General features: G+C 71.2%; 27 protein-coding genes. 16 read left to right on the top strand and 11 right to left on the bottom strand.

The features are described from left to right. Nucleotides 1-21: 21 nt before the first annotated feature. Nucleotides 22-894, bottom strand: coding sequence for an ABC transporter substrate-binding protein (locus IH26_RS0132615; RefSeq protein WP_030440100.1), 873 nt, complete (start codon nt 892-894; stop codon nt 22-24). A gap of 77 nt (nt 895-971) precedes the next feature. Between IH26_RS0132615 and IH26_RS0132610 the strand changes: the two genes are divergently transcribed. The 10 genes from IH26_RS0132610 to pheT all read left to right on the top strand — a co-directional run bounded on the left by IH26_RS0132610 (nt 972) and on the right by pheT (nt 9750). Further along, nucleotides 972-1235: a phosphoribosyl-ATP diphosphatase gene (locus tag IH26_RS0132610; RefSeq protein ID WP_030440099.1), complete on the top strand. Its 264-nt coding sequence runs from the start codon at nt 972-974 to the stop codon at nt 1233-1235. Between the two features lie 47 nt (nt 1236-1282). Continuing rightward, nucleotides 1283-2125, top strand: a complete 843-nt coding sequence (gene hisG / locus IH26_RS0132605; protein WP_030440098.1) for an ATP phosphoribosyltransferase — start codon at nt 1283-1285, stop codon at nt 2123-2125. 14 nt (nt 2126-2139) lie between these two features. Continuing rightward, entirely contained in the window at nt 2140-2577 is a 438-nt protein-coding gene (locus tag IH26_RS0132600; protein WP_030440097.1) for a PH domain-containing protein, read from the top strand. Nucleotides 2578-2906: 329 nt separating this feature from the next. Continuing rightward, nucleotides 2907-3524: a translation initiation factor IF-3 gene (infC, locus tag IH26_RS0132595; protein WP_030440096.1), complete on the top strand. Its 618-nt coding sequence runs from the start codon at nt 2907-2909 to the stop codon at nt 3522-3524. Nucleotides 3525-3579: 55 nt separating this feature from the next. Continuing rightward, nucleotides 3580-3774 carry a 50S ribosomal protein L35 gene (gene rpmI / locus IH26_RS0132590; RefSeq protein ID WP_030440095.1) on the top strand — a complete coding sequence of 65 codons (195 nt, stop codon included), beginning with the start codon at nt 3580-3582 and terminating at the stop codon, nt 3772-3774. 39 nt (nt 3775-3813) lie between these two features. After that, nucleotides 3814-4206, top strand: coding sequence for a 50S ribosomal protein L20 (gene rplT, locus IH26_RS0132585; RefSeq protein WP_030440094.1), 393 nt, complete (start codon nt 3814-3816; stop codon nt 4204-4206). Between the two features lie 91 nt (nt 4207-4297). After that, complete coding sequence (locus IH26_RS0132580; protein WP_084599230.1) at nt 4298-5074, top strand: TrmH family RNA methyltransferase; 777 nt, start codon at nt 4298-4300, stop codon at nt 5072-5074. A gap of 47 nt (nt 5075-5121) precedes the next feature. Next, nucleotides 5122-6084, top strand: coding sequence for an alcohol dehydrogenase catalytic domain-containing protein (locus IH26_RS0132575; RefSeq protein ID WP_245665727.1), 963 nt, complete (start codon nt 5122-5124; stop codon nt 6082-6084). Between the two features lie 121 nt (nt 6085-6205). Continuing rightward, nucleotides 6206-7267 carry a phenylalanine--tRNA ligase subunit alpha gene (locus IH26_RS0132570; RefSeq protein WP_030440091.1) on the top strand — a complete coding sequence of 354 codons (1062 nt, stop codon included), beginning with the start codon at nt 6206-6208 and terminating at the stop codon, nt 7265-7267. Nucleotides 7268-7272: 5 nt separating this feature from the next. Continuing rightward, nucleotides 7273-9750 (top strand): phenylalanine--tRNA ligase subunit beta, encoded by a 2478-nt coding sequence (gene pheT, locus IH26_RS0132565; RefSeq protein ID WP_030440090.1) that lies wholly within the window; start codon nt 7273-7275, stop codon nt 9748-9750. A gap of 19 nt (nt 9751-9769) precedes the next feature. On the opposite strand, the gene IH26_RS0132560 is transcribed toward pheT, so the two are convergent. Next, nucleotides 9770-10135 (bottom strand): MerR family transcriptional regulator, encoded by a 366-nt coding sequence (locus IH26_RS0132560; RefSeq protein WP_030440089.1) that lies wholly within the window; start codon nt 10133-10135, stop codon nt 9770-9772. A gap of 41 nt (nt 10136-10176) precedes the next feature. Between IH26_RS0132560 and IH26_RS0132555 the strand changes: the two genes are divergently transcribed. The 3 genes from IH26_RS0132555 to IH26_RS56340 are packed head-to-tail and all read left to right on the top strand — an operon-like array spanning nt 10177 to nt 12189. Continuing rightward, nucleotides 10177-10866 (top strand): class I SAM-dependent methyltransferase, encoded by a 690-nt coding sequence (locus tag IH26_RS0132555; protein ID WP_030440088.1) that lies wholly within the window; start codon nt 10177-10179, stop codon nt 10864-10866. An 11-nt stretch (nt 10867-10877) separates the two neighbouring features. Beyond that, nucleotides 10878-11882 (top strand): LLM class flavin-dependent oxidoreductase, encoded by a 1005-nt coding sequence (locus IH26_RS0132550; protein ID WP_030440087.1) that lies wholly within the window; start codon nt 10878-10880, stop codon nt 11880-11882. Nucleotides 11883-11892: 10 nt separating this feature from the next. Then, nucleotides 11893-12189: a putative quinol monooxygenase gene (locus IH26_RS56340; protein WP_051808935.1), complete on the top strand. Its 297-nt coding sequence runs from the start codon at nt 11893-11895 to the stop codon at nt 12187-12189. Nucleotides 12190-12626: 437 nt separating this feature from the next. Here IH26_RS56340 and IH26_RS54275 read toward each other — a convergent pair whose 3' ends face one another. The 3 genes from IH26_RS54275 to IH26_RS0132530 form a co-directional block, all read right to left on the bottom strand. Beyond that, complete coding sequence (locus tag IH26_RS54275; RefSeq protein ID WP_245665726.1) at nt 12627-13298, bottom strand: DUF559 domain-containing protein; 672 nt, start codon at nt 13296-13298, stop codon at nt 12627-12629. Nucleotides 13299-14115: 817 nt separating this feature from the next. Beyond that, complete coding sequence (locus IH26_RS0132535) at nt 14116-16044, bottom strand: FtsX-like permease family protein (protein ID WP_051808934.1); 1929 nt, start codon at nt 16042-16044, stop codon at nt 14116-14118. Between the two features lie 5 nt (nt 16045-16049). Beyond that, entirely contained in the window at nt 16050-16802 is a 753-nt protein-coding gene (locus IH26_RS0132530; protein WP_030440084.1) for an ABC transporter ATP-binding protein, read from the bottom strand. A gap of 89 nt (nt 16803-16891) precedes the next feature. Here IH26_RS0132530 and IH26_RS0132525 point away from each other — a divergent pair, with 89 nt between their 5' ends. Together IH26_RS0132525 and IH26_RS0132520 are read left to right on the top strand one after the other, a co-directional pair. Further along, nucleotides 16892-17362: a hypothetical protein gene (locus IH26_RS0132525; protein ID WP_157437506.1), complete on the top strand. Its 471-nt coding sequence runs from the start codon at nt 16892-16894 to the stop codon at nt 17360-17362. 96 nt (nt 17363-17458) lie between these two features. Then, nucleotides 17459-18364 (top strand): helix-turn-helix domain-containing protein, encoded by a 906-nt coding sequence (locus IH26_RS0132520; RefSeq protein WP_030440082.1) that lies wholly within the window; start codon nt 17459-17461, stop codon nt 18362-18364. Nucleotides 18365-18508: 144 nt separating this feature from the next. On the opposite strand, the gene IH26_RS0132515 is transcribed toward IH26_RS0132520, so the two are convergent. The 3 genes from IH26_RS0132515 to IH26_RS0132505 all read right to left on the bottom strand — a co-directional run bounded on the left by IH26_RS0132515 (nt 18509) and on the right by IH26_RS0132505 (nt 21280). Continuing rightward, nucleotides 18509-19891, bottom strand: a complete 1383-nt coding sequence (locus tag IH26_RS0132515; protein ID WP_030440081.1) for a M20/M25/M40 family metallo-hydrolase — start codon at nt 19889-19891, stop codon at nt 18509-18511. 55 nt (nt 19892-19946) lie between these two features. Beyond that, complete coding sequence (locus IH26_RS0132510; protein WP_030440080.1) at nt 19947-20477, bottom strand: hypothetical protein; 531 nt, start codon at nt 20475-20477, stop codon at nt 19947-19949. Nucleotides 20478-20581: 104 nt separating this feature from the next. Continuing rightward, nucleotides 20582-21280, bottom strand: coding sequence for a SanA/YdcF family protein (locus IH26_RS0132505; protein WP_034216445.1), 699 nt, complete (start codon nt 21278-21280; stop codon nt 20582-20584). Between the two features lie 34 nt (nt 21281-21314). Between IH26_RS0132505 and IH26_RS0132500 the strand changes: the two genes are divergently transcribed. Further along, complete coding sequence (locus IH26_RS0132500) at nt 21315-21971, top strand: GNAT family N-acetyltransferase (RefSeq protein ID WP_245665724.1); 657 nt, start codon at nt 21315-21317, stop codon at nt 21969-21971. On the opposite strand, the gene IH26_RS0132495 is transcribed toward IH26_RS0132500, so the two are convergent. The 3 genes from IH26_RS0132495 to IH26_RS0132485 form a co-directional block, all read right to left on the bottom strand. Continuing rightward, nucleotides 21964-24207 (bottom strand): exo-beta-d-1,3/1,6-glucosidase, encoded by a 2244-nt coding sequence (locus IH26_RS0132495; RefSeq protein ID WP_030440077.1) that lies wholly within the window; start codon nt 24205-24207, stop codon nt 21964-21966. The two genes, IH26_RS0132500 and IH26_RS0132495, sit on opposite strands and share 8 nt — an antisense overlap. Before the next feature lie 99 nt (nt 24208-24306). Beyond that, the gene (locus IH26_RS0132490; protein ID WP_034216444.1) at nt 24307-24540 is read right to left on the bottom strand and encodes a hypothetical protein; all 234 of its coding nucleotides are present in this window, start codon (nt 24538-24540) and stop codon (nt 24307-24309) included. A 35-nt stretch (nt 24541-24575) separates the two neighbouring features. Continuing rightward, nucleotides 24576-26162: a methyl-accepting chemotaxis protein gene (locus IH26_RS0132485; RefSeq protein WP_030440075.1), complete on the bottom strand. Its 1587-nt coding sequence runs from the start codon at nt 26160-26162 to the stop codon at nt 24576-24578. Nucleotides 26163-26256 lie beyond the last annotated feature (94 nt).

Raw genomic sequence — 26256 nt, 5'->3', positions numbered from 1 at the left:
CCGGGGTGGTTGGATGGGCGGTCACTGGAGCTCGGGGGCCCCGCCGCTCTGGGCCAGCCAGGTCTTCTCCAGCACCTGCAGGGTGCCGTCGTTGCGCAGCTGGTCGACCGCCGTGCTGACGCAGCCGGTCAGCGGCGAGCCCTTGTCCAGCACCAGGCCGAACTGCTCGGGGACGCCGACCTGCGGCAACTGGCCGACGATCAGGCCGTTCTTGAGCTCGGCGCCGGTCATGTAGAACGCGGTCGGCAGATCGACCACGATCCCGTCGACTGTGCCGTTGACCAGGGCGGCCTTGGCGTCGTCGTTGTTGTTGAAGACCGACGGCCTGGTGCTCGGCTTGATCACGTCGGTGATCGCCTGGTAGCTCGTCGTGCCGACCTGGGCGCCCAGCTTGGCGCTCTGCAGGTCGGCGATCGACTTGGCGTTCGCGATCTTCGAGCCCTTGGTGGTGATCACCGTCTGCCGGACCAGGTAGTACGGCGAGGAGAAATCGACCGCCTTCTTGCGGTCGTCGGTGATCGAGAACTCGTTGATATCGAAGTCGAACGCCTTCGGACCGGGCGCGATCGCGTTGTTGAACGTCACAGCGACCCAGGTCACGCTCTCGGCGGGGTAGCCGAGGCGCTGGGCGACCTGGTACGCGACGGCCGATTCGAAGCCCTTGCCGTTGCTGGGTTTGTTGTCGCTGAACCACGGCTCGTACACCGGGTTGTCGGTGCCGATCGTGAGCTTGCCGGCGGTCTTCGTCTGCAGCGCTCCGGCCGGGCAGCTGTTCCCGGACGCCGAGGCGGACGGTGCGGCGGAGGTGTTCTCGTCGGCGGGGGCGCAGGCCGCGAGCGCGGCGAGCATCAGCACCGCGCCGCCGGCGGTGGTGAGGGTGTTTCGGCTGACCATGACCGGCAGCCTAGGGCACGTCTCACCTGCTGGGGTCGTTCGTATCGATCCCGTGATGAGTTGTCACAATGGCGGCCGTGAAGACGTTCGAAGAGCTGTTCGCCGAGCTCCGGGAGAAGGCGGAGACGCGCCCGGAGGGTTCGTCCACCGTCGTGGCCCTGGAGCGCGGGGTCCACTTCATCGGGAAGAAGGTCGTCGAGGAGGCGGCCGAGTCCTGGATGGCCGCCGAGCACGAGGGCCCCGAGCGGGCCGCCGAGGAGATCTCCCAGCTGCTCTACCAGGCCCAGGTCCTGATGATCGCGACAGGACTCGACCTCGAGGACGTGTATCGACATCTGTGACGTGCCCTTCCTTGTCCATTTCCGGGATCTTTCATAGGAGCACGTCAATGTTGCGCATCGCCATTCCGAACAAGGGCACCCTCTCCCAGCCGGCCTCGCAGATGCTGCGCGACGCCGGGTACCGCCAGCGCACCGACCCGAAGGACCTGATCTGCCGGGACGAGCCCAACAAGGTCGAGTTCTTCTACCTGCGCCCGCGGGACATCGCCACCTACGTCGGCTCGGGCGACCTCGACCTCGGCATCACCGGCCGGGACCTGCTGGTCGACTCGGGCGCCGCCGCCGAGGAACTGGTCGACCTCGCGTTCGCCGGGGCGACGTTCCGCTGGGCCGCCCCGGCCGGGACGCTGACCTCGGCCGACGAGATCGGCGGGCGGCGCATCGCCACCGCCTTCCCCGGGCTGGTCGAGCGCTACCTGGCCGACCACGAGCTGAAGGCCGACGTGGTGCGGCTGGACGGCGCGGTGGAAAATGCGGTCCGCCTCGGGGTGGCCGACCTCATCGCCGACGTGGTGGAGACCGGCGCCACGCTGCGGCAGGCCGGCCTGGTCACGATCGGTGAGCCGCTGCTGCGCTCGTCGGCGATCCTGATCGGCCGGCCGGGCCACAACGCGAGCGGTACCGCCCAGCTGATCCGCCGGCTGCAGGGCGTGCTGGTGGCCCGCAGCTACGTGATGCTGGCCTACGACGTACGCGCCGATCTGCTGGAGAACGCGACGGCGCTGACCCCGGGCATCGAGTCGCCGACCGTCTCGCCGCTGCACCGGGAGGGCTGGGTCGCCGTGCAGGCGATGGTCCAGCGCGCCGAGGTGCACCGGATCATGGACGAGCTGTACGAGCTGGGCGCCCGGGCCATCCTGGTCACCGACATCTCGAACTGTCGGCTGTGAGTACTCTTCTCACCATGGTGGAATTCCGGCCGAAGAAGATCCGCTTGGTCGCGGGGATCGCGGCGGGCGGGGTCGTGGTGCTGTTCACGGCGATCAGCTTCGGCCTGCACGGCTCGCAGGGCTTCGACAACTCGGGCCAGTTCGAGCGGGGTGACCAGACCGCGATGATCGGCCTCGGCATCCTGATCGCGCTGGGCATCCTCGCGTTCTGCCGGCCCCGGGTGATCGCCGACGCGGCGCATATCAAGATCCGGAATGTGGTCGGGGGCTACGACCTGCCCTGGTCGGTGGTCCGGGCGGTGCGGTTCGACCGGAATTCGCCGTGGGCGACGCTGGAGCTGACCAACGACGAGCAGGTGTCGGTGCACGCGCTGCAGGCCGCCGACAAGGACTACGCGGTCGACGGCGTACGCGCATTGCGGGCCCTCCACTCGGCGGCCGTCAACGCCTGATAGACTTCGAGCAGTCGACCACGCCTGCGTCCTGCTTGAGAAGGCAGAGCCGCCGGCGCGAAAGAGGAGCCCGCTGGTTCCCACCCGCCGCCCCTGAGGTGCGCGGGTCCGGTCACCCGGCCTGGGAATATCCCGGGCGCGGGGAGCGTCCTCATGGACGCCGATGACCGGTCGAGCGGGCCCTGGCATGCGCCGGGGCCTTCTGCTTTCTCGGCGTCCGCACCACGGATGCTCGGGGCCGACCGACATTGGCAACGCCGCGCGGTTGGGGAACCGCGGGGCGTGAACAGAAACCGTTCTGAGGAGGCCCCATCAGCGTCGAACCACGCATTAACGAGCAGATCCGGGCACGTGAGGTCCGTCTGGTCGGTCCCGAGGGTGAGCAGGTCGGCATCGTGCCGCTCGAGCGCGCTCTCCAGCTGGCCGCGGATGTCGATCTGGACCTGGTCGAGGTTGCTCCGATGGCCCGGCCGCCGGTGTGCAAGCTCATGGACTTCGGCAAGTTCAAGTACGAGAGCGCACTGAAGGCTCGTGAGGCGCGGCGCAACCAGCAGCAGACCGTCATCAAGGAGATGAAGCTCCGTCCGAAGATCGACCCGCACGACTACGAGACCAAGAAGGGTCACGTGGTGCGGTTCCTCAAGGCGGGCGACAAGGTCAAGGTGACGATCATGTTCCGCGGTCGCGAGCAGAGCCGACCCGAGCTGGGTTTCCGGCTCCTGCGCCGGCTCAGCGAGGAGATCTCGGAGCTGGGCTTCGTGGAGGCCAGTCCGAAGCAGGACGGCCGAAACATGATCATGGTGCTCGCCCCCCACCGGGCGACGAAGGCAGCAGCTGCTGCGACGGTCGCGGCCAACGCCCGGCCGCCGCGGGAGGCGCGCGAGGGCGATGGTGCCGCGGCGCCGGCGGCCGAAGCCACCGACACCAACGACACCACCGCAGAGTAGACAGCTTTTCCGCCCGGCCCGCCGGCCGTCCGGAAAGATCAGAAAGAGGCTTCCAGTGCCGAAGTTCAAGCCCCACACCGGGACCGGCAAGCGGGTCAAGGTCACCGGCAAGGGCAAGCTGCTCACCGAGCAGGTGGGCAAGCGCCACCGGCTCGAGAGCAAGTCGTCGCACGTCACCCGCCGGATGACCGGCACGGTCGTCGTGTCGAAGGCCGACACCAAGCGAGTCAAGAAGCTGCTGGGCCGCTGACGCGCGCGCCACACACGTTCCCCTGTTAGGAGTACCGAAATGGCACGCGTCAAGCGTTCTGTCAACGCCCAGAAGAAGCGCCGCACCCTGCTCGAGACCGCGAGCGGCTACCGTGGGCAGCGTTCCCGGCTGTACCGCAAGGCCAAGGAGCAGGTGCTGCACTCGATGCAGTACGCGTACCGGGACCGCCGTGACCGCAAGGGCGACTTCCGCCAGCTGTGGATCACGCGCATCAACGCGGGCGCCCGGGCCAACGGCCTGACCTACAACCGCCTCATCCAGGGCCTCAAGCTGGCCGAGATCGAGGTGGACCGCAAGATCCTGGCCGACCTGGCCGTCAACGACCCCGCGGCGTTCGCGGCGATCGTCGAGGTCGCGAAGGCTGCCGTCGCGGCCGAGGGCACCGGCGGCGCGGCCGCGCAGGCTGCCTGACCTACGCGTCACCTGACAGGCGCCTCCCGAGTTGTTCGGGGGGCGCCTGACTTTGTTGCGGAGAGGCCTGACTGTTGCGGAGAGGCCGGCATTGACTTTCACCACGCGTACGCCCCGAATTGTCGCGGCCCGGCGCCTGCAGCGCCGCAAGGATCGCGATCAGACCGGCCGATTCCTGGCCGAAGGCCCGCAGGCCGTGCGCGAGGCGCTGGCCGCGGGGGTGGTGCTGGAGCTGTTCGGCACCGACGCGGCGCTGACCCGGCACGGCGACCTCGCGCTGCAGGCGCCGCAGGTGTCGGCGGTCGACGAGGAGGCGCTGTCCGCGCTCACCGAGACGGTGCAGCCGCAGGGCCTGGTGGCGGTCTGTGAGCAGCTGGACGTCACGCTGCGGGACGCCCTTGCCAAGCGGCCACGCCTGGTGGCGGTGGTCGCCGAGATCAGGGATCCCGGGAACGCGGGCACGGTACTGCGGACCGCCGACGCGGCCGGGGCGAGTGCGGTGATCTTCGCGGGTGACGCGGTGGACCCGTACAACGGCAAGTGCGTGCGGGCCTCGGCCGGCTCACTCTTCCACGTCGACGTGTGTCGGACCGGGCTCGCCGTGGTCGACGATCTCCGCGAGGCCGGCCTGCAGACGCTCGCCACCAGCGGATACGGCGCGGACGACCTGGACTCGCTGCTGGACGACGGCGTGTTGGCCGGGCCCACCGCGTGGATCTTCGGGTCGGAGGCGCACGGGCTGCCCCGGGACCTGCTCGACGCGGCCGACCGGCAGGTGCGGGTGCCGATCTACGGCGGGGCGGAGAGCCTCAACCTGGCCGCGGCCGCGGCGGTCTGCCTCTACGCATCGGCGCGGGCGCAGCGATGAGGGCGCTCGTGTATGAGGCCGTCGGCGGCCCGATTTCGCTCCAACAGGTGGAAAATCCGACTTGTCCGGCGGGCGGTGCGGTGATCGAGGTGCGGGCCACGGGGGTGTGCCGGTCGGACTGGCATGCGTGGCGCGGCCATGACCCGGTCGCCCTGCCGCATGTGCCGGGGCATGAGTTCGCCGGGGTCGTCGTGGCCTCTGACGCGGACGGTTTCGCCGTCGGTGACCGGGTCACGGCGCCGTTCGTCAACGGGTGCGGCGAGTGCGACTACTGCCGGTCGGGCAACGCGCAGGTCTGCCCCGATCAGACGCAGCCCGGCTTCACCCACCACGGCTCGTTCGCCGAGCGGGTGGTCGTGCGGGCCGCCGCCACCAACCTGGTCCGGCTGCCCGACGAGATCGACTTCGTCACGGCGGCGTCGCTGGGCTGCCGGTTCGCCACCGCCTTCCGGGCGCTGCGCGGCGGCCCATGGGGGACGGTCGCCGTGTTCGGCTGCGGCGGCGTCGGGCTCTCGGTCGTGATGATCGCGGTGGCCATGGGCGCCCGGGTGATCGCCGTCGACCCCTCGCCGGCCGCGCTGGCCGCCGCCGTCGATCTCGGAGCCGTCGTGGCGGAACCGGTCGATGCCGACCTCGCCGTGGACGCCTACGGCTCGGTGGAGACGGCGACGGCATCGGTACGCAGCCTGCGCCGCGGCGGCCGGCACGTCCAGGTCGGGCTCATGCTCGGCGACGACGCGCACGCGCCGCTGCCGTGGGACCTGGTCGTGGCCCGCGAACTGCACGTCGTCGGCTCGCACGGGATGGCGGCCGTGGACTATCCGCCGATGATCGACCTGGTCGCCTCGAAACGGCTCGACCCGCGCCGGCTGGTCCGCTCGGTGGTCGCGCTCGAGGAGGCCGGCGCCGCGCTGATGGCGATGGACGACCCGATCGCGCGGGCCGGGGGCATCGTGGTCGCGATCAACGAGTATCCTGGTGGGCGTGTCGGATCTGATGATGCTGTTTAGCCGGCCCGCTGGTCGCGGGCGCCAGGTCTGACTCTGCGCGTTCCTACTCCCTGACCGGCGGGCTGCGGCTCAGCCGCCTCTCCGTAGACTGCCCGATGGCATTTCCGGTGTGAGGGAGACCATGTCCTACCGCAACGATCCTTACGATCCCAAGCAGGCGTCCTTGCTGTCGCCCGAGGCCCTTTCCGAGGCCGTTGGGGCGGCGACGGCCGCGTTCGCCGTCGCGTCCGACCTGGATGCTCTGGGCGCGCTGAAGCCGGCCCACCTCGGTGACCGCTCGCCGATCTCGCTCGCCCGCCGGGAGATCGGCTCGCTGCCGCCGGCCGCCAAGTCCGACGCCGGCAAGCGGGTCAACGAGGCCCGCCAGGCCGTGCAGGCCGCCTTCGACGCGCGCTTCGCCGAGCTTGAGGTCGAGCGGGCGGCGCGCGTGCTCGTCGAGGAGCGGGTCGACGTCACCCTCCCGTGGGACCGGCGGCCGCGCGGCGCCCGGCACCCGATCACCACGCTGATGGAGCACATGGGCGACCTGTTCGCCGGCATGGGCTACGACGTGGTCGAGGGCCCCGAGCTCGAGCTGGAGTGGGCCAACTTCGACGCGCTCAACATCGGGCCGGACAATCCGGTCCGCGGCTCGATGGACACCTTCTACGTCGACCTGCCCGGCCTGGTCATGCGGACGCACACCTCGCCCGGCCAGGTGCGCTCGATGCTCACCCGGCAGCCCCCGATCTACGTGGTCTGCCCGGGCCGGGTCTACCGGTCCGACGAGCTGGACGCCACGCACAGCCCGGTCTTCCACCAGATCGAGGGGCTGGTCGTCGACGAGGGCATCACGATGGCCCACCTGCGCGGCACCCTCGACCACTTCGCGAAGGCGATGTTCGGGCCGGACGCGCGGACCCGCTGGCGCCCGCACTACTTCCCGTTCACCGAGCCGAGCGCCGAGTTCGACGTCTGGTTCGCGCAGCACCGCGACGGCCCGCGCTGGGTCGAGTGGGGCGGCTGCGGCATGGTCAACCCGCGGGTGCTGGTCGCCTGCGGCATCGACCCCGACCGGTACTCGGGCTTCGCGTTCGGCATGGGGGTCGACCGCACCCTGATGTTCCGCAACGGCGTCGGCGACATGCGCGACCTCGTCGAGGGCGACGTGCGCTTCACCGCGAACTTCGGCATGGAGGTCTGAGCCCGATGAAGACATCACTCTCGTGGCTGCGGGACTACGTGGAGCTGCCCGCCGACCTGACCGCCGAGCAGCTCGACGACGCGCTCACCAACCTGGGCATGGAGGTCGAGTCGATCGTCGACCAGGCCGCCACGGTCAAGGGCGACCTGGTGGTCGGCCGGGTGCTGACCATCGAGGAGCTGACCGGCTTCAAGAAGCCGATCCGGTTCTGCACCGTGGACGTCGGCAGGGGCGTGCCGCAGGAGATCGTCTGCGGCGCGCGGAACTTCGCCGAGGGCGACCTCGTCGTGGTCATCCTGCCGGGCGGCGAGCTGCCGGGCGGGTTCAAGATCGGGGCGCGCAAGACGTACGGGCGCAACTCGAACGGCATGATCTGCTCGGCCGCCGAGCTGGGCCTGGGCACCGACCACTCGGGCATCATCGTGCTGCCCGCGCACGCCGGGACGCCGGGGCAGGACGCGCGGCCGGTGGTCGGCCTCGACGACGTGCTGGTCGAGGTGGAGATCACCCCGGATCGCGGGTACGAGATGAGCCTGCGCGGCCTGGCCCGCGAGCTGTCGTACGCGTTCGAGGCGGCATACACCGATCCCGGCCGCATCCCTGCCTCCGGCGCGACGGCTTCCACCCCGTACGAAACAAAGGTTGAGGATGTTGTCGGTTGTGACCGCTTCTCGGCGCGGGTGGTCCGCGGGATCGACCCGCACGCGCCCTCGCCGGAGTGGATGCAGCGGCGCCTGCTGCAGGCCGGCATCCGGGCCATCTCGCTGCCGGTCGACATCACCAACTACCTGATGCTCGAGCTCGGCCAGCCGATGCACGTCTTCGACCTCGGCCGGCTCAACGGGCCGCTGGTGGTCCGCCGCGCCCGCCCGGGCGAGAAGCTGACCACGCTGGACGGCGTGGCCCGGGTGCTCGACGCCGAGGACATGGTGATTTGCGACGACAGCGGGCCGATCTCGCTCGCCGCGGTGATGGGCGGCGAGACCAGCGAGTGGCAGCCGGAGACGGTCGACGTGCTGCTCGAGGCCGCGCACTGGGACCCGATCATGGTGGGGCGCACCGCGCGGCGGCACAAGCTGTTCAGCGAGGCGGCCAAGCGCTGGGAGCGCGGCGTCGACCCGACCCTGACCCTGCCGGCGCTGGAGCGGGCGGTGCAGATCCTGACCGCGCACGCCGGCGGCACCGTCGACGAGCGGGTGCTGGATCTGGATCACGTACGCAAGCCCGACGTGATCCTGCTCGACCCGGCGCTGCCGGCCCAGCGGATCGGCGTGCCCTACCCGGCCGAGCGGGTCGTCGAGCTGCTCACCCGGGTCGGCTGCACGGTCGCCGGGGTCGAGCCGCTCGAGGTCACCCCGCCGGCCTGGCGCCCCGACCTGGTCGCCCCGATCGACCTGGTCGAGGAGGTGGCGCGGCTCGGCGGCTACAACGACATCCCCAGCCTGCTGCCGCCCGCCCGCGGCGGCACCGGGGTCACCCCCGCCCAGCAGCGGCGGCGCACGGTCGGCCGGGCGATGGCCGAGAACGGGTACGCCGAGGTCCTGTCCTACCCGTTCGTGGCGCCGGGCCTGGCCGACGCGCTCGGCTACCCGCCGGACGACCCGCGGCGCAGCGCGGTCCGGCTGACCAACCCGCTGTCCGAGGAGGAGCCGCTGCTGCGAACGTCGCTGCTGGCTCCGCTGCTCGGCACGCTCAAGCGCAACCTCGGCCGGGGCCAGCGCGACCTGGCCTTGTACGAGATCGGCGCGGTGTTCCTGCCTGGTGGCTCGTCCACGCCGCCGCCGGCGATGGGCGTCGACCGGCGGCCCAGCGACGAGGACTGGGAGACGGCCAACGCGTTCGTGCCGCACCAGCCGTGGCACGTGGCCACGGTGGCGACCGGCGAGATCGAGCCCTCCGGCTGGTGGGGTCCGGGCCGGGCGGCGATCTGGGCGGACGCGGTCGAGGCGGCCCGGATAACGCTGGCCGCGTCGGGCATCACCGCCGACCGGGTGTCGGTGGCGGCGGCCGAGCCGGCGCCGTGGCACCCGGGCCGGTGCGCGGCGATCGCGGTGGACGGGGTCGTGCTCGGGCACGCGGGCGAGCTGCACCCGGCGGTGATCTCGGCGCTGGAGCTGCCGAAGCGGACCGTGGCGATGGAGCTCGACCTCACCGCGATCCCGGCGGCGCCGGTGGTGCAGGGCGGGCGGATCTCCTCGTTCCCGACGGCGCTGATCGACGTGGCGCTGGTGCTCGATCGGGCGGTGCCGGCCGCGGGGGTCGAGGCGGCGCTGGCCGAGGGGGCGGGGGAGTTGCTCGAGTCGGTGGCGCTCTTCGACGTGTACGAGTCGGACCAGCTCGGGGAGGGGAAGCGGTCGCTGGCATACAAGCTGACGTTCCGCGCCCCGGACCGCACCCTGACCTCCGAGGAGGCCCTTGCCGCCCGGGACGCCGCGGTGGCATCGGTGTCTGCCAAGTTCGGGGCGACCCTCCGCGGAGCTTGATTCTTGGCAAGATCGCGTGCTACCGATCCAGCTCGCCGCGGTAGTACGCGATCTTCCCGCGGATGTGCTCCCGCTGCCGCAGCAGCGTGTCGATCCGTTCCTGCACGTCCCGGTCGTGCTGCTCGAGCAGCGCTATCCGGTCGGCGATCGTCGCGTCGTCCCGGGTGAGCTCGGCGAACTCCAGCATCCGGGCGATCGGCATGCCGGTATCGCGCAGGCAGCGCAGCATCTCCAGCCAGCCGACGTCGTCGTCGCGGTACTGCCGCCGGCCGCCGGAGGTGCGGCCGACGCTCTCCAGCAGGCCGATCTTCTCGTAGTAGCGCAGCGTGTCGAGGCTGAAGCCGGTCTTCTCGACGACCTCTCCCGGGGTATAGATGGTGGACATGCCGTTCACGGTAATCCGCTCGGCGTGCCAGGCTAGATCTTGTGGAGCAACGACAGCGGCCCGGCTACGCCGGAACGGGCCCCGGCGAGTTCACCCCCGACGGTTGCGCCGTCGACCTCTACCGGCGGCTCCCCGTCCGGGACGAGCCGCAGATCATCGCCGCCGCGGCGCCGCCGCCGGCCACCCTCCTCGAACTGGGCTGCGGCACCGGCCGGGTGACCAAGGGCCTGGCCGAGATCGGGTACGAGGTGACCGCCGTCGACGAGAGCGCGGCCATGCTCGGCTTCGTCACCGGCGCGTACACCGTGCAGAGCCCGATCGAGGACCTCTCCCTCGACCGGGTCTTCGACGTCGTCTTCCTCAGCTCGTTCCTGGTCCACGCCCCCGACATCACGGTCCGCCGACGCATGCTGCAGGCCTGCCGCCGGCACGTCGAGCCCGCCGGCACCGTCATCATCCAGCGCGAGGGCGCCGGCTGGCACACCAGGATCCCCCGGCAGAACCCGATCGCCGACGGCTACAGCCGGGTCACCGCCTCCACCGACGTCGGCGACGGCGTGCGCGAGGTGCACGTCGAGTACGACTTCCCGGACGCCCACTGGACGCAGACGTTCCGCACCCGCCCGCTGACCGTCCCGCAATTCGAGACCGCGCTGCACGAGGCCGGCCTGTTCGTCGAGCGTTACCTGACCCCCGACGGGACGTGGGTGGCCGCGTCCCCGATCAACTGAAGGGCGTGTTCATGTCGCGACCCCTGCGCAAGCTGGGCTTCCTGACCATCGGCCTGTTCGACGGCGCCGACCCGCGCCCCGGGCACGAGTCGACCCTGGAGATCATCAAGCTGGGTGAGGACCTCGGCTTCGACAGCGCCTGGGTACGCCACCGCCACCTCCAGTACGGCATCTCGTCCCCGGTCGCCGTGCTCGCCGCCGCCTCCCAGCGCACCGCGACGATCGAACTGGGCACCGCGGTGATCCCGCTCGGCTGGGAGAACCCGCTGCGCCTCGCCGAGGACCTGGCCACGGTCGACCTCCTCAGCGGCGGCCGGCTCAACCCTGGCGTCAGCGTCGGGCCGCCGATGCACTACGACAAGGTCCAGGGCGCGCTCTACCCCGACACCGCCTCCTCCGAGGACTTCACCTACCGCCGGGTCGAAAGACTGCTCGATTTCGTACGCGGCGAACCCGCCACCGATTTCAGCGGCACGGAAGGTTTCGAGGTCTTCTCCCACCGCGTCGAGCCGCACTCGCCCGGCCTGGGCAGCCGGATGTGGTACGGCGGCGCCAGCCTCCGCTCCGCCCAGTGGGCCGGCGAGCACGGCATGAACTTCCTGACCAGCAGCGTGGTCAAGGCGGAAGAATCGGAAGACTTCGCCGACATCCAGCTCTCCCACATCCGCACGTTCCGCGCCCACCACCCCGACGGCGACAAGGCCCGCGTCTCCCAGGGCCTGGTCGTGATCCCCACCGACTCCGCAACGTCCGAACAAAAGGCCAAATACCTGGCGTACGCCGCAAAGCGCACGCCCCGCACGACGTCCCCGCAGGGCCCGGCCCGCATGCTCTTCTCGATCGACTACGTGGGCACCGCCGCCGAGATCGCCGAGCGCCTGCACGCCCACGCCGCCTTCCAGGAGATCGACGAGGTGGCGTTCGCTCTCCCGTTCAGCTTCGACCACCCCGACTACGTCCAGATCCTCACCGACATCGCCACCAAGCTGGGCCCCGCCCTCGGCCGCTTCGCGTAGGGAGAGCCTCATGGCCATCCGTCACGTTGTCACCGTTCGCGTCGCCGGCGGGCGGGCGGAGGACTTCCTGGCCGCCTTCCGCGCCCTCCGGGAATCGGCGGTGCGGGAGCCCGGCTGCGAGCAGTACGAGCTGTTTCGCTCCGTCGACGACCCGGACAAGATGGTGATGCTCGAGCGGTGGTCGAGCCGCGAACTCCTGGAGAAGCACATGGCCGCCGAGCGGACCGGCAACGCGGCCTTGGTGGACGCGATCGTCGCGCTCTGGGCCCCCGGCACCACCCCGACCGTCGAGAGCTACGAGACCTGACAGCCCGCTCCCGCCTCGGCGACGCCCCGGTCCCGCCTCGGGGTAAGCCGCCCCGGTCGCGTCTCGGGTGTGAGCCGGCACCGGCGTGCGCCCTTGGGTGTGTGCCGCCCCGGTCGCGTCTCGGGTGTGAGCCGGCACCGGCGTGCGCCCTTGGGTGTGTGCCGCCCCGGTCGCGCCTTGGGTGTGAGCCGCCCCGTTTCCGCCTCGAGTATGAGCCGTCCTCGGGTGCACGCGCCTGATGTGCGCCTGCCCCAGATCTTGATGACGTCTCGTTCGAGGCGAACGGGAACTCATCGCCCTCGCCCGAGCGCCGCGCATCGGTGAAGGTTTCCCGCTAGCAGCGCACGGAATCGCCTCACCGTTTGCCCGCGCGGCGATCTTGAAGCTTTGGCACTGAGCCGAGTGCAGGCGTCGGCCGGCACGGTCGCGGCACCATGTCACCCGGTCCGGTCGAGCCTGCCGGCGAACGCCGGCCCGGCGGCGATCAGAGCGGCGCGGATCTGACGGGCGACCGTGGCCGGCTCGGCACGGACCAGCCAGGCGGGAAATCGCAGGATACGGTCGCCGGAGATCCAGACCTGGTTCTGCCGGAGCATATCGGCGGCCCATTGCCGGACGTCCATGTGGTGACCGCCGTCGACTTCGACCAGAAGGCGAGCACTTTTCCATTCCGCATCGACATAGCGGTTGCGTCCGGATTCGTCGATGCGGCGGCGCTGCAGATCCGGTGTGGGCAAACGGAACCTCCGGCACAGCAGGACCAGATCGATTTCCGACAACGCCGTGGCGCCGCCGCTGACGTCCGCGATCGTGGTGTTGATCAGCCGATGGCGGCGGATCGTCGGAAAGAGCTCGAGGACCCTGGTCAGGGCCTGAGGTGTCGCGCGCCCCTGCTGGCAGGCACGCGTGATGACTTCCCGCGCTTCGTTGTCGTTCTCCGCCCAGGCGGCCGCGTCGATGACGGCCCGCGCGACGGTGGTGCGCGGCGGCCGCCCGGCCTGCTGATGCCGGGCGGGCAGAATTGTGGTGCGGTGAATCCGGACAGCCGGCATGTCGGGCGGCAGCCGTGGCAGCCGGTCGCTGCGGAGGCGGCCGGCCGGGATCAGCACGTCGATCGGGTCAGCACGGAGACCACGGACCCCGCCCTCGATCGCGGCCGCCTGCCCCGGCCAGACGCGCGCACTCCCCGGCCACCAGCACCGCTGCCCATATCTGTTGATCGCGAATGAGCCGGCCGTTCTCAGCCAGGAGCCCTCGGCAGAGTCGGCGCCACCGCCCCTGCTTCAGGCGACCGCGAACCACCCCACCAGGGAAGAAAGCCTCCGCCTGGGCGACGGTCAGCACCGCTGCCTGCTCGGCGATCAGCCACTCGAACTCGCCGGCGTCCGCCGAGGGGATGTCGTGCATCATCCGGCGAGCCTTCCGCATTCGCCGTCGAGCCGCTCGACCCCTGTGGACAGCCTTTACCTGTGGACAGGCCCGCAGCCCTGACGCGAACTCTTCACTATCTCGAGGGGGGCGATCAAGGCTGGAGCTTTTCCGCTCGCACCTGACTCCACCGCTTCAAGGTCGTCGCCGCGGGCGCCCGTGCAGAGCTGATCACGGAATTTGCTGACCCGAAGAGAGCTGACCCGAAGAGAGCCCACCCTCCCGGGGGAAGCCCCCGATGGCCATTGTGGCGGGGAAATCGTGATGTTGCTTGGTTGTGCGGGCTGTCTTGTGGATAACCGGCCGTTGTGGAAAACGCCGAGCGGCGGCAGAACGTGTGCTATAGCCGCGCAGGCGTGAACGGTCGTGGCAAGGCAGCGCCTCGCGATCCGTCCGAGGCTGACGGATCGCGGGGCAGACTGGGTGCGGTCATTCGCGGGTGGCCGGTGCGGCCATTCACGGATGACCGGTGCGGCTATTCACGGGTGGACGGCGTGGTTACTCGCGGGCGGCCAGCAAGGTGATCGGCGGCCGGCGGGTCGCCGACCAAGAGGTGATCAGGCTGGTGGCGCCGGTTACCAGGAGGGCCACCAGGCAGACGGCGCCGACCAGGGGCCACGGAACCGACAGCGTGCCGTGCCCGGTGACCGCCGCCGTCGAGGCCACCGCGGCCCAGTACGCCCCGGCGGCCGCCACCGCGCCCAGCACCAGGCCGGCCACGGTAACCGCCGCGGACTCGAGGAGGGCGGAGCGGACCACCTGGGTGCGGGTCAGTCCGGTGATGCGGGCCTCGGCGAACTCGCGCCGCCGGGCAGCCGCCCCGATCACGATCGAGTTGACCACGCCGATCAGGGCGTAGAGGCCGCCCAGACCCATGATGACCAGCATGATTTTGTCGCTGGTCTTGGTGCGGGCCTTGGCGTCGGCGGTCAGCCACGCGTCGGTGGTGGAGACCGTGCCGATCTTTGCCAGGGCCGCGCGGGTGGTGGGCAGGTCGGCGCCGGGGCGCAGGGTGACGAAGGAGCGGGTCGGGGCCGACTCGAGCAGCGACGCGGGGGCCACGCCGGGCGGGAGCAGCAGGTCGGCGCCGCCGGACATGGTGGTGGGCGCGGCGGCGACGATCGGCAGCGAGCCGAGCTTGAGGCCGGGGAGCTCGATCTTGACGGTGCCGTGGGCCGGGACGTCGCCGCTGGGGCCGGCCGCGACGGCGTGGCCGCTCAACGAAGTCAAGCTCGATCCAGCCGAGTGGGCCAAAGCGTAGGCGGCCGGGTCGATCACCAGGGCCGAGCCGGTCTCGGTTTCGGCGTCCTCGCCGTGGCCGGTGGTGTAGGTGACCGGCAGTGAGGACTCGGTGGAGGCGGTGGCCACGCCGGGGACGGCCGCGATGGCCGTGGCCGGCGGGCCGGTGGTCCCGACGACCAGGTCGGCGTGGGTCTGGCGGCGCAGCTCGTCGATGCCGGAGGTGGTGAACGTCTGGCCGGCGCCGGCCGTGCCGACCACCAGGGCGACCAGGACGATCAGCGGGGCGGCGACCGAGGCGCTGCGGCGGCGGGCGTCCCACAGGTTGGCCCGGGCCAGCACGCCGGCCACACCGGAGCCGGTCGGCAGCAGGCAGCCGAGCAGCGGCACCACCAGCGGGCTCAGCGCGGCAGCGGCGATCGCGGCGGGCAGCGGCACGTTCATCGCCATCGCGGCGCCGCCGTCGGGGCCGCCGTGCGGGGCGACGATGATCAGGGCCAGGGCGCCGCCGAAGAACAGCAGGCCGGCCAGCCAGCGGGTCACGGTCATCACCCGGGCGGCGTCGCCGGTCTCGCGCAGGGCCTCGAGCGGGCGTACCCGGGCGGCCCGCCGCGCGGCGACCATCGCCCCGGCCACCGCCAGGACGATGCCGGTGCCGAAGGAGCCGGCCAGGATCCACTCGCGCCACTCGCCGCGGAAGCCGTCGGGCACGAACCCCATCCGGCGCAGCAGCCAGGTCTGCGCGGCCATCACGACCAATCCCAGCGGTACGCCGACCGCCGCGCCGAGGGTGCCCAGCAGCACCGCCTCGCCCAGCAGCAGGCGGCGCACCTGGCCGCGGCCGGCCCCGACCAGCCGGAGCAGGGCGAGGTCGCGGCGGCGCTGGGCGACCGTGAACGCGAATGTCGAGCTGATGATGAAGCCGGCCAGGAACGTCGCGATGCCGAGGATGATGCCCAGCATGGAGACGACGGCCGCGGTGCTGTCGGTGAATTCCATCCGGTCGGCGGCGCTCAGGCCGGCCGGCGGCTCATACAAGGCCGCGGAGATCAGCAGCAGGAGCGAGGACTGCACCAGCGCGACGCCGAGCGTCACCGAGAGGAACGCGCCGGCGAAAAGCTGCCAGCGCTCGGCCAGGCTCCGCCGACTGATAGTCCAGGCTTGGGTAGAGGCAAAGCTCGGGCTCATGCCCATCATCGCCTTGCCTCCCAGCCGGCGAGCCGGTCGGCGACCTCGCGCGGCCCGGCGCCGGCCAAGCGGTCGACCACCCGGCCGTCGCGCAGGAAGATCACCGCGTCGGCGCGGGCGGCCGCCACCGGGTCGTGGGTGACCATGACGATGGCCTGGCCGGCGTCGGCCATCTGGCGCATCAGGTCGAGCACCACGTGGGCGGCCGAGGAGTCGAGCGCGCCGGTCGGCTCGTCGGCGAAGAGCACGTCGGGGCGGGTCACCATGGCGCGGGCGATCGCGACCCGCTGCTGCTGGCCGCCGGAGAGCTCGCGCGGGCGGTGCCGGACGCGGTCGGCGAGGCCGACGGCCGCGAGGGTGTCGCGTACCTCGGAGCCGCGCGGGCGGCGCCCGGCCAGCCGGAGGGGGAGCGCGACGTTTTGCGCGGCGGTCAGCGAGCCGATCAGGTTGAAGCTCTGGAAGACGAAGCCGATGCGGGTGCGGCGCAGCGCGGTCAGCTCGCGGTCGCGCGCGGCGGTCAGGTCGGTGCCGCCCAGCAGCACCTGGCCGGCGTCGACCCGCTCGAGGCCGGCGGCGCAATGCAGCAGGGTGGATTTGCCGGAGCCGGAGGGGCCCATCACGGCAGTCCAACCGCCGCGGGGGAATTCGATCGTGACGTCGTCGACGGCTCGCACCGCGGCGGCGCCGCGGCCGTAGACCCGGCTCACCCCGCGCAGCGTGACGGCCGCGTCTGCCCTGGTCATGGTGGTTGTCGTCATGCCCAAGACGCTAGGGGCCGGATCGATGGAAATCCCTGCGGGAGGCCACCGTCTTGGCGGTAGTGCCAGCACTACCTAGGGTTCTCACCATGGCGAAAAGGCGCAAATGGCCGTGGGTGGCCGGGCTGATCTTGGTGGTCGCGCTGGGTGTGGGTGCGGCGTTCCTGGTCGTACGGGATCCGCTCCTGCTCCCCGGAAGACACGACGTCGACGTGTACGCCGTGAACGACGCCATCTCGAAGCAGGTGACCAAGCCGCCCGGCTTCTTCGCCCGGGCCCTCGGCATGTGCGACGCCGACACGTACTACGCCCAGGACGGCGACAAGAAGCTGTGCCTGGTCCTGAACGGGCCGCTCGGCAAGGTGCGGGCGATCCGGGAGGACGGGCAGGTCACGGTGGACGCCGACCAGGTGCCGAAGCTCAAGAGCATGGCCGATCAGGACACCGGCGCCCCGGGGGCGACCACCACCCTGGTGCTGATGTCCGGCGGCCCGGCGGCCCTGATCCCGGTCGCGGGCCTGGCCGACGACGCCGGGGTCAGTGTGCCCGCCCTCGGCTGATACGTGACAGTTGCCGCACTCACCGTGCACGGCACGTCACATTGCGCGGTCGCGGGGCGGCGGCGATACTTGGGGTCCCGCTACGAGGTGACTCCCATGACGGACGATCTCTCCGGCCGGACAGCGTTTGCCGACGCTCTGGCCAGGCTCCGGACGAGCCGAGGACTGAACAAGAAGACGCTGGCGAGGATGATGGGCTTCGACCCGTCCTACGTCAGCCACGTGGAGAACGGGCGGCACCGGCCGACGTGCGAGTTCGCCGCTCGCGCCGACGCCGTGCTGCAGACGAATGGTGAGCTGGCGGCGGCGTTCGACGCCTTCCTCGCCGAGACCCAGACGCAGGAGGGGCCGTCCCCGCGAACCACCCGCGCCGCCGCGCGGATGCGGGCCGGCCTGGTGGTCCGCCGCGAGGATTCGCAGCTGACCCTGACCGAGGACGGCTACTACCACATCCGCATCCTGCGCGACGTGCACAACGCCGGCGACCAGCCGGTGACCCGCTTCCCGGTACGCATCGACGTGGATGCGCACCCGGCCGATCCGCACCTGTCCCGCCGGTTCTACCGGGACAACCCGGTCACGCTGACCGAGCTCGGCTTCCGGGCCACCTTCGACGGCGAGCCGTCCCGGTGGGAGCTGGTCGAGGACCGCGACGCGTACAAGAAGATCTATGTCTGGTTCGAGCCGGGCGGCCTGCCCGCGCCGATCTACCCCGGACGCTCCGCGACGATCGTCTGCTCCTACCGGGTGCACGCCACGAAGTGGGGCAACTGGTTCGAGCGGGAGATCCGCTGGCCCACCGAGCAGCTGTCGGTGCACCTGCGCTTCCCGGCCGGCGTCGAGGTGAGCCTGACCGGACGCGAGGTCACCTGGAGCGGCGACCGTAAGCTGCCCTCCCCGCCGACCGCCGCGATCCGCGACGGCGTGACCGACTTCAGCTGGAGCACGAACGTGCCCCCGCTGACCAACCAGTACCACTTCGACTGGCAACTAGCCGCATAGAAGACTGGCAACTAGCCGCATAGAAGACTGGCAACTAGCCGCATAGATGAGAGGGTCAGCGGGGTAGGAGGACCACGTCGGCGATGACCGCGCCGGCGTGGGTGAGGCGGGCCCGCGCCGGGCTGTCGTGGGCCGCCTCCTCCCTCAGCTCGACGGCTGGGGCGCCGCCGCGGGGCTGCGGTTGCCGGCCTGGTCGACCGAGCGCACGCCGAAGAGCACGTTGTCCTTCGAAAGATCGATGGTGTACGTCGTCACGTCGCCCACGAAACGGGAGTTCGTCCAGTCCGGGGCGGTCGTCTCGCGCCAGAGCACCTCGTAACCGGCCAGGTCCGGTTCCGGGTTCGCCGTCCAGCGCAGGGTGGTCTGGTTGGTCAGCTGGGTCGTGTCGATCACGACGCCCTTCGGGGTGCCGGGTGCCTGGGCGAGACCCCAGAGGGCGGCGGCGTTCACCCGGGCCACCCGGGCGATGTACGCGAAGTCGCAGAACGCGATCAGGTCGCCGAACTGGACGCCGTTCTCCACCCGTACGTCCTGATGTTCGTGGTTGAAGTTTTCCCGAGGCTCGGTGAAACGGCCCGCCGGGTAACCGCGCAGCAGGAACGAGATGTGGTCGCTGCCGCGCAGGTAGCGGTCGCGGCGCCAGATCTGCCGCACGTGCATGCCGGTCTGCGGGTTGCTCGCCACGTCGTCGACGAAGCGGCCGAGCTGGCGGGACGGGCCGTCGTTCTCGCCGCCGACGCTCTGCCGGATCGTGGCCTGGGCCGGGGTCTCCGAGGTCGGCACGCCCTCGACGAAGAGCCGGACGGTGTGCGGGTCGTTCGGGGTGCCGTCGTGCGCGTCGCCGGTGCCGACGATGTCGTTGCTGAACATGCCCTGGATGTCGGTCCCGGCGTCCTTGAACGACTGGGCCAGGTGGTCGGAGCCGTAGAGGCCCTGCTCCTCGCCGGCCACCGCGGCGAAGACGATCGTGGCCTCGGGCGAGCGGGTGGCCAGCACCCGGGCCAGCTCCAGCACCACGGCCACGCCGGAGCCGTCGTCGTCGGCGCCGGGGGCGTCGCTGGTCGCGTTCATGACGTCGGTGACCCGGGAGTCGTAGTGACCGGTCACGACGTACGTGCGGGCCGGCGTGACGCTGCCGCGCAGGGTGGCCACGACGTTGGTGATCCGGGTGGGCACCGGGATGCGGGAGGCGACCGGCTGGATGAACGACTGCAGCTCGACGGTCATCCGGCCGCCGGACGCCGCGGCGTAGCGCTGCAGCTCCGCGAAGATCCAGTCGCGGGCGGCGCCGATGCCGCGGTTCGGGTCGTCCTGCACCGACAGGGTGTGCCGGGTGCCGAACGAGACCAGCTTGCGGATCGTCGCCTCGATCCGCTTCGGGTCGATCTCCCGGAAGATCGCGCGCAGCTCGGGCGTAGGGGAGGGCTTGCGGCGATCCGCCGCCAGCGCCTCCCCGGGACCGGAGACGCCGGCGGCGATGGTCGCCGCGGACACCGTCAGAAACGTTCGCCGAGTCGACTTGGCCATGCCGACCACTCTCGTCCTACGGCGGCAGCATGTCTACGTGTGTCGATGTGTTCGGTCAGGACGAGGCGGACGGGGCTGGGGCCGGGGCACTCTGGGCCGGCCCGGGGGCGGGGTTGTTGTTGCCGTTGCCGTTCGGGAACTGGCGGAAGCGGCGGCCGTCCTGGTTGCCCGGGCCCATGTGTGGGCCGTTGCGGAAGCCGCCGGGGCCGCGTTCGAAGCGGGAGCTGTAGCGGTCGCCGTGGCCGAAGTGGGTCAGTGCCGCGCCGACCGCGACCACGCCGGCGCCGCCGAGGCAGCCGATCAGCAGCAGCCCGATGGCGAGCAGCAGCGGCACCCGCCGGCCGTACCAGCGGGGGCCGCGCGGCGGTCCTTGCTGCCAGGTCGCCGGGCCGGCCGGCTGCCAGGCGCCCGGGGGCGGCTGGGTGGCCTGCGCCGGCTGGGTGGCCTGCGCGGGCTGGGCGGTGGCGGGCTGCTCGGCCGTCGGAGCGGCGGCCGGCTCCGCGGCGGCGGGCTCCGAAGAGGAGACGGGAACCGCGGGCCGCGCCTCGGTGGGCTCGTCGGGGGATGGGGGGTTTCTATCGGTCATCGCACAACTCCGTAGGTGGCGTTCTTCCACCAAGAATTGGCACGCTTCCTGAAAGGTGAGCCCACCTCCGGCTAAGAAACGGCTAAGAACCCCGCTGGCGGCACCTATGAGTCCCGCAACGCGTCGTCGATGCCGGGCTCGTGGCGGCCCAGGAAGACCGGGTCGCGATGCGAGAGCGAGTCGTAGGCCGCCTTCACGATCGCGCCCTGTTCCCGGACGTACGAGTGGGCCCACGGCTCCGTGTAGATGCGGACCGAGTCGTCGCCCACGCCGGACGCGTCGATGCCCTGGCCGCGGCAGAGCGTGACGGCCCGGTCGATGTGGTAGCTCTGGGTCACCACGATGGCCTTACGGACGCCGAAGATGCGCCTGGCCCGCGCGCACGAGTCGTACGTGTCGAAGCCGGCGTAGTCGAGCACCACCTCGCCGGCCGGCACCCCGCGGGCGACCAGGTAGACCTGCATCGAGCCGGGCTCGTCGTAGTCCCAGCGGCTGTGGTCGCCGGAGACCAGGATCGCCTTGACCTTGCCCTCGTCGAGCAGGCGCTTGGCGATGTCGAGGCGGGCCGCGAGGAACGGCGACGGCTCGCTGTCGGGGTAGACCTCGGCTCCCAGCACGATCGCGACGGGTGCGGGCGGGACGGAGCTTTCGTCGTACACGTGCCCGAAGGCCGAAGCCCGCACCCAGAGTGAGCAGAACGACCCGGCGATGATCGCGATCGCGGTGGCGAGCGCACCCCAGAAAACGGTGCGGCGCAGGACCCGGAGTAGCACGCGGCCGACGATGCCAGGCCGTGTCAACATGGGCCGCATGCTCGACGACCCGGTGGTGCGGTGAGTGGCGGCGCAGCCCGGCGCCCGGATCTGGGAGCGGCCCGGCGCGGTCGCGGTGGCCCGCGCCGATCTGTATCGGCGCGATCGGATAGCGATCAGCGGCGAGCCCGGCGCGGTCGCCCGGCTGCTCGGCGAGGAGGTGCTGGCGGCGGTCGGGCCGACGTTCCGGCCGGTCGGCGACGAGGAGTTGGTCACCGAGGTGGCGCGGCGGCTGCCGTCGCTCACGGCCGAGGCGCGGTTCGGCTGGATGGAGGTGACCGCGCCGGTCCCGGCCACGGCCGGCCCGCGCTGGCTGGCCGAGGACGAGTCGCCGCAGGTCCTGGCCCTGATCGAGGGGCACTTCCCGGGCTCGTGGGCGCGGCCGGACCGGCCCGGCGTGCGCCGCTGGGCGGGGGTGCGCGACGACGACGGGAGGCTGCTGGCCGTCGCCGCCGACGCGTGGTCGACCGCCGAGACCGGGTTGATCGCCGGGGTGGCGACCCGGGCCGAGGCGCGGGGGCGGGGGCTGGCCCGGCAGGTGTGCGCGTTCGTCACGAACGAGCTCCTGGCCGGGCGGGAGCGGGTGGCGTTGATCGTCGACTACTGGAACGAGCCCGCGCTGAAGGCGTACGGCAAGCTCGGTTTTGTCCTGAGGCCGCTCGCGGCCGCCGCGGTCAGGTGATGCGGAAGGGCGCGCGCAGCAGGTCGGATTCGCGGGAGGACGGGCCGACCAGCAGCTCGAAGTCGCCCGGCTCGACGACCCGGCGGCCGTCGGCGGTGACCAGCGTGCAGTCGCTGGCCGGCAGTTCGATCTCGACGGTGACCGGCTCGCCGGGCGGCACGGTGACCTGGCGATACGCCTTCAGCTCCCGGACGGCCCAGGTCACGCTGGTGACGAGGTCACTCACGTACACCTGAATGGTCTCCAGCGACGGCCGCGCGCCGGTGTTGGTGAGGGTGACACTCGCCTGGATTTTTCCGTCCTGCCCGATTTCTCGGGAAGAAACAGACAAACTGCTGAAAACCACGCTTGTGTACGAGAGGCCCTCGCCGAAAACAAACAGCGGCTCCTGCGTGAGGTCGGCATAGCGGCTGCCGTGCTGGCCGCGGATCTGGTTGTAGTAGACCGGCTGCTGGCCGACGTGCCGGGGCACCGACAGCGGCATCCGCCCGCTCGGCTCGATCAGGCCGAGGATCAGCTCGGCGACGGCCCGGCCGCCGCGCATGCCGGGGTTGAAGGCCTGGATGATCGCCGCCGCGGTCAGCGCCGAGGGCGGGAGCACGCAGGGCTTCGAATTGAGCAGCACGACGATCATCGGGGTCTTGGTGGCCGCCACCGCGTCGAGCAGGGCGATCTGGCCGCCCTGCAGCTCCAGCGTGGCGGTCGCCTTGTGCTCGCCGGTCAGGTTGACCGTGTCGCCGACGACCACGACGGCGTAGTCGGCGCGGATCGCCGCGTCGCGAGCTACCGAGATCAGGTGGCCGTCGACGGGTGCGGGCTGCGAGATTGGCGGGCGGGGCTGGCCGTCGGGGTAGGTCGCACCCGAGGGGTCGGGGACCAGCCGCTCGATGTCGGCCCCGCGCGCGTACGTGATGTCCCAGTTTTTCGGACTTATCGTGTTAAAGCCGTCGAGGATTGTCTCGATCAATTCGCGGGGGTGGCCGTCGGGCATCCAGGCTACTTGTCCGGAGTTTCCCGCCCAGTCGCCCAACTGGGACTGGGGGTCGTCGGCGTTGGGGCCGATGATCGCGATCCGCCGGAATTTGTCCGTATCTATCGGGAGAAGGCCGTCGTTGCGCAGCAGGACGAGCGAGCGCCGGGCCACCTCGAGGTTGAGGTCGGCGTGCGCGGGGATGCTGATCACCTCGCGCTGCCGCTCGGGGTCCGGCGCGCGCGGGTTCTCGAACAGGCCCATCTCGAACTTGAGCCGCAGGATCCGGCGCACCGCGGCGTCGATCTCCGCCTCGGCGAGCAGCCCGCGGGCGACCGCCTCCTGGGCGCCCTCGAAGAAGCCGGGCGTGACCATGATCAGGTCGTTGCCGGCCCGCACCGCCACCGCGGCCGCCTCGGCGTAGTCGGCGCAGACCCGCTGCTCCCAGACCATCCGGCCGACGTTGTCCCAGTCGGTGACCAGCGTGCCGGAAAAACCCCATTCCTCCTTGAGCACGTCGTTGAGCAGCCAGCGGTTGGCGGTGATCGGCACGCCGTCCATCGACTGGTACCCGAGCATGAAGACCCGGCAGCCCTCCCGGGCGACCCGCTCGAACGGCGGCAGGAACCAGGAGCGCAGCTTGCGGGGACTGATGTCGGCCTCGCTCGCGTCCCGGCCGCCCTGCGTCTCCGAGTACCCGGCGAAGTGCTTGGCGGTGGCCAGGATCGCGGTCGGGTCGGACAGGCCCCCGCCCTGGTAGCCGCGGATCATCGCCGAGCCCAGCTCGCCGATCAGGAACGGGTCCTCGCCGAACGTCTCGTCGACGCGGCCCCAGCGCAGGTCCCGGGCGATGCACAGGACCGGCGAGAAGGTCTGGTGGATGCCGGTCGCGGCCACCTCGACGGCGGTGACCCGGGCGACCCGCTCGACCAGGGCCGGATCCCAGGTCGCCGCCATCGCCAGCTGGGTCGGGAAGATCGTCGCGCCCGGCCAGAAGGAGTGCCCGTGAATACAGTCGTCGGCGGTGAGAAGGGGAATCCGCAGCCGGGTCCGGGCGGCCAGATCGATCGCCTCCAGCATCTTCGCCGGGGAGGTGTGCAGGATCGAGCCGGCCAGTTTCTCGCTGACGATCTCCTTGATGTCGTTGCGGGCGTCCAGCTGCAGCATCTGCCCGACCTTCTCCGGCAAGGTCATGCGAGCCAGCAGGTCATCGACCCGTTGCTCGACGGGCAGCGCCGGATCCTGGTACGGCGGAACTGCGGGCAACTCGTGCCTCCGGTCGTCACGACCGCCACCTCGGCACGGTCTGTGGAACGTTAACAACCGGGAGTCTTCCAGCCCGGAACCGGTTCCGTCACCCGGCGCCTAGTCGTCGGGGTCGCTCTCATCGATGGACGGCGCCTCGATGCCGGCCGCCTCGATCGCGTCCAGCCGGGCCTCGGCCGCCTCCTTCTCCCGCTCGGCGAGCGTGGCGTACTCCACCAGGACCGAGGGGTCGTCGGTGTCCTCGACCCGGTCGAAGAAGCGCTGGGTGGCCCGGACGGCCTCGGCGTACGCGGCCGCCGCCTCCCGGATCGCAACAATCGTCTTGTCAGCCATAGGGACAGTCATATCACCACGGCAGCGCGCCGAATTCAGTACCTGAACTGGCCGACTTCCTGGCGGAGCTGAGTCGACATGGCCGCCAGCTCTTGTGCCGCCCGGTGCGTCGCGGCCACGTCCCCGCGGGATGCCTCCACGGCCGTGGCGACGCCGGTGATGTTGCCGGCGATCGCGGTCGAACCGGCCGCGGCCTCGGTGATGTTGCGACTGATCTCGCTGGTCACCGACGTCTGCTCCTCGACGGCGGAGGCGATCGTCGTGGCGTACTCGCTGATCTGCTCGATCACTTCGGCGATCCGGAGGATCGCCTCCACCGCGGAGTCGGTGTTCGCCTGGATCGCCTGCACCCGCTGGGAGATGTCGCCGGTGGCCTTGGCCGTCTCCAGGGCCAGGTCCTTGACCTCGCCGGCCACCACCGCGAAGCCCTTGCCGGCGTCGCCCGCGCGGGCCGCCTCGATGGTGGCGTTGAGCGCGAGCAGATTGGTCTGCTCGGCGATCGACGTGATCGTGTTGACCACGGCGCCGATCTCCGAGCTGGATTGGCCCAGCTGGCCGATGACGTCGTTCGCCCCCTTCGCCACCCCGACCGCGTCGTGGGCGACCCGGGCCGCGTCGCCGGAACTCGTGGCGATCTCCCGGATCGAGGAGCCCATCTCCTCCGAGGCGGCGGCGACCGTCTGGACGTTGTGCGACACCTGCTCCGCTGCCGCGGAGGCGGAGTTGGCCTGCTCGTTGGTGCGGTCTGCGCTCTCGGCGATCCGGTTGCTCGATTCCGCCAGCCCGGTGGCCGCGTCGGCCAGGCCCAGGCTGCTCTGGCCGACCGCGCCCATCGTCGCCCGCAGCCGGGCGGTGGCGTTGTCGAGGGCCAGGGCCATGACGCCGATCTCGTCGCGGCTGGTGATCCCCGCCGAGCGGGTCAGATCGCCGGCCGCGAGCGCGTCGAGCACCTGGGCCACCCGCGCCACCTGGTTGACGATCGACCGCGAGACGTACAGGGCGAACGCGATCCCGAGAAGCAGGCCCAAGACAAGCAGGATGATCACGTTGCGGCGCGCGGAGGTCGCGGTCCGGGTAGACGCCGCGTTGGCCGCGCCGGCGGCCGCGGTCTCGGCGTTGATGAGATTGGTCAGCCCGGTGGTCAGCGCGGTGAACACCGGCAGGGTCTGGCTGTCGCGGACGGCGGCGAACGTCACGAAGTCGTGGTCTCGCGCCGCCGGCACGAGCTGCTGGTCGCGAATCTGACGGTACTTGACGATGGCGGCCTGGACGTCGGCGACGTCGGCGGCGCGGGCGGCTGCCGCGGTCTTCGCGTAGGAGCCGAAAGCCTGATCGAACGTGGCGTCCTCCGCCGGGATCTTCGCGATGAAGCTGTCCGCCTTCTTCGGGTCCTGGGAGACCGCGGCGTCGTAGACCCGGCTGCGCATGACCAGCGAGCTGATCCGTGCCGCGGACAGCTCGTTCAACGATTTCACGTTCTGCTGGTAGATGGCCGCCGAGCTGGCCCGCATCGAGCCCATCCCGACGATCGCCACGATCCCGATCAGCACGCCGGCGGAGGCGACCAGCGCGACCGCGATCAGCAGCTTGGTGCGGGTGCTCAGGTTCGCCAATATCCCCATCGCGGGTGCCTCCGGCCGGGCGAGAAAGGCCGCTGAATCACGGCGCTACCAGGAGAATGGCACCGAGCCGCGGGCCGTGAAGACCTTTTCGCCA

Origin of the sequence: Actinoplanes subtropicus, assembly GCF_000721705.1 — a bacterium.
GTDB classification, from domain to species: Bacteria; Actinomycetota; Actinomycetes; order Mycobacteriales; family Micromonosporaceae; genus Actinoplanes; species Actinoplanes subtropicus.
The sequence above is the reverse complement of the archived record's forward strand: the minus strand, read 5'-3'. Positions and strand labels throughout refer to the sequence as shown.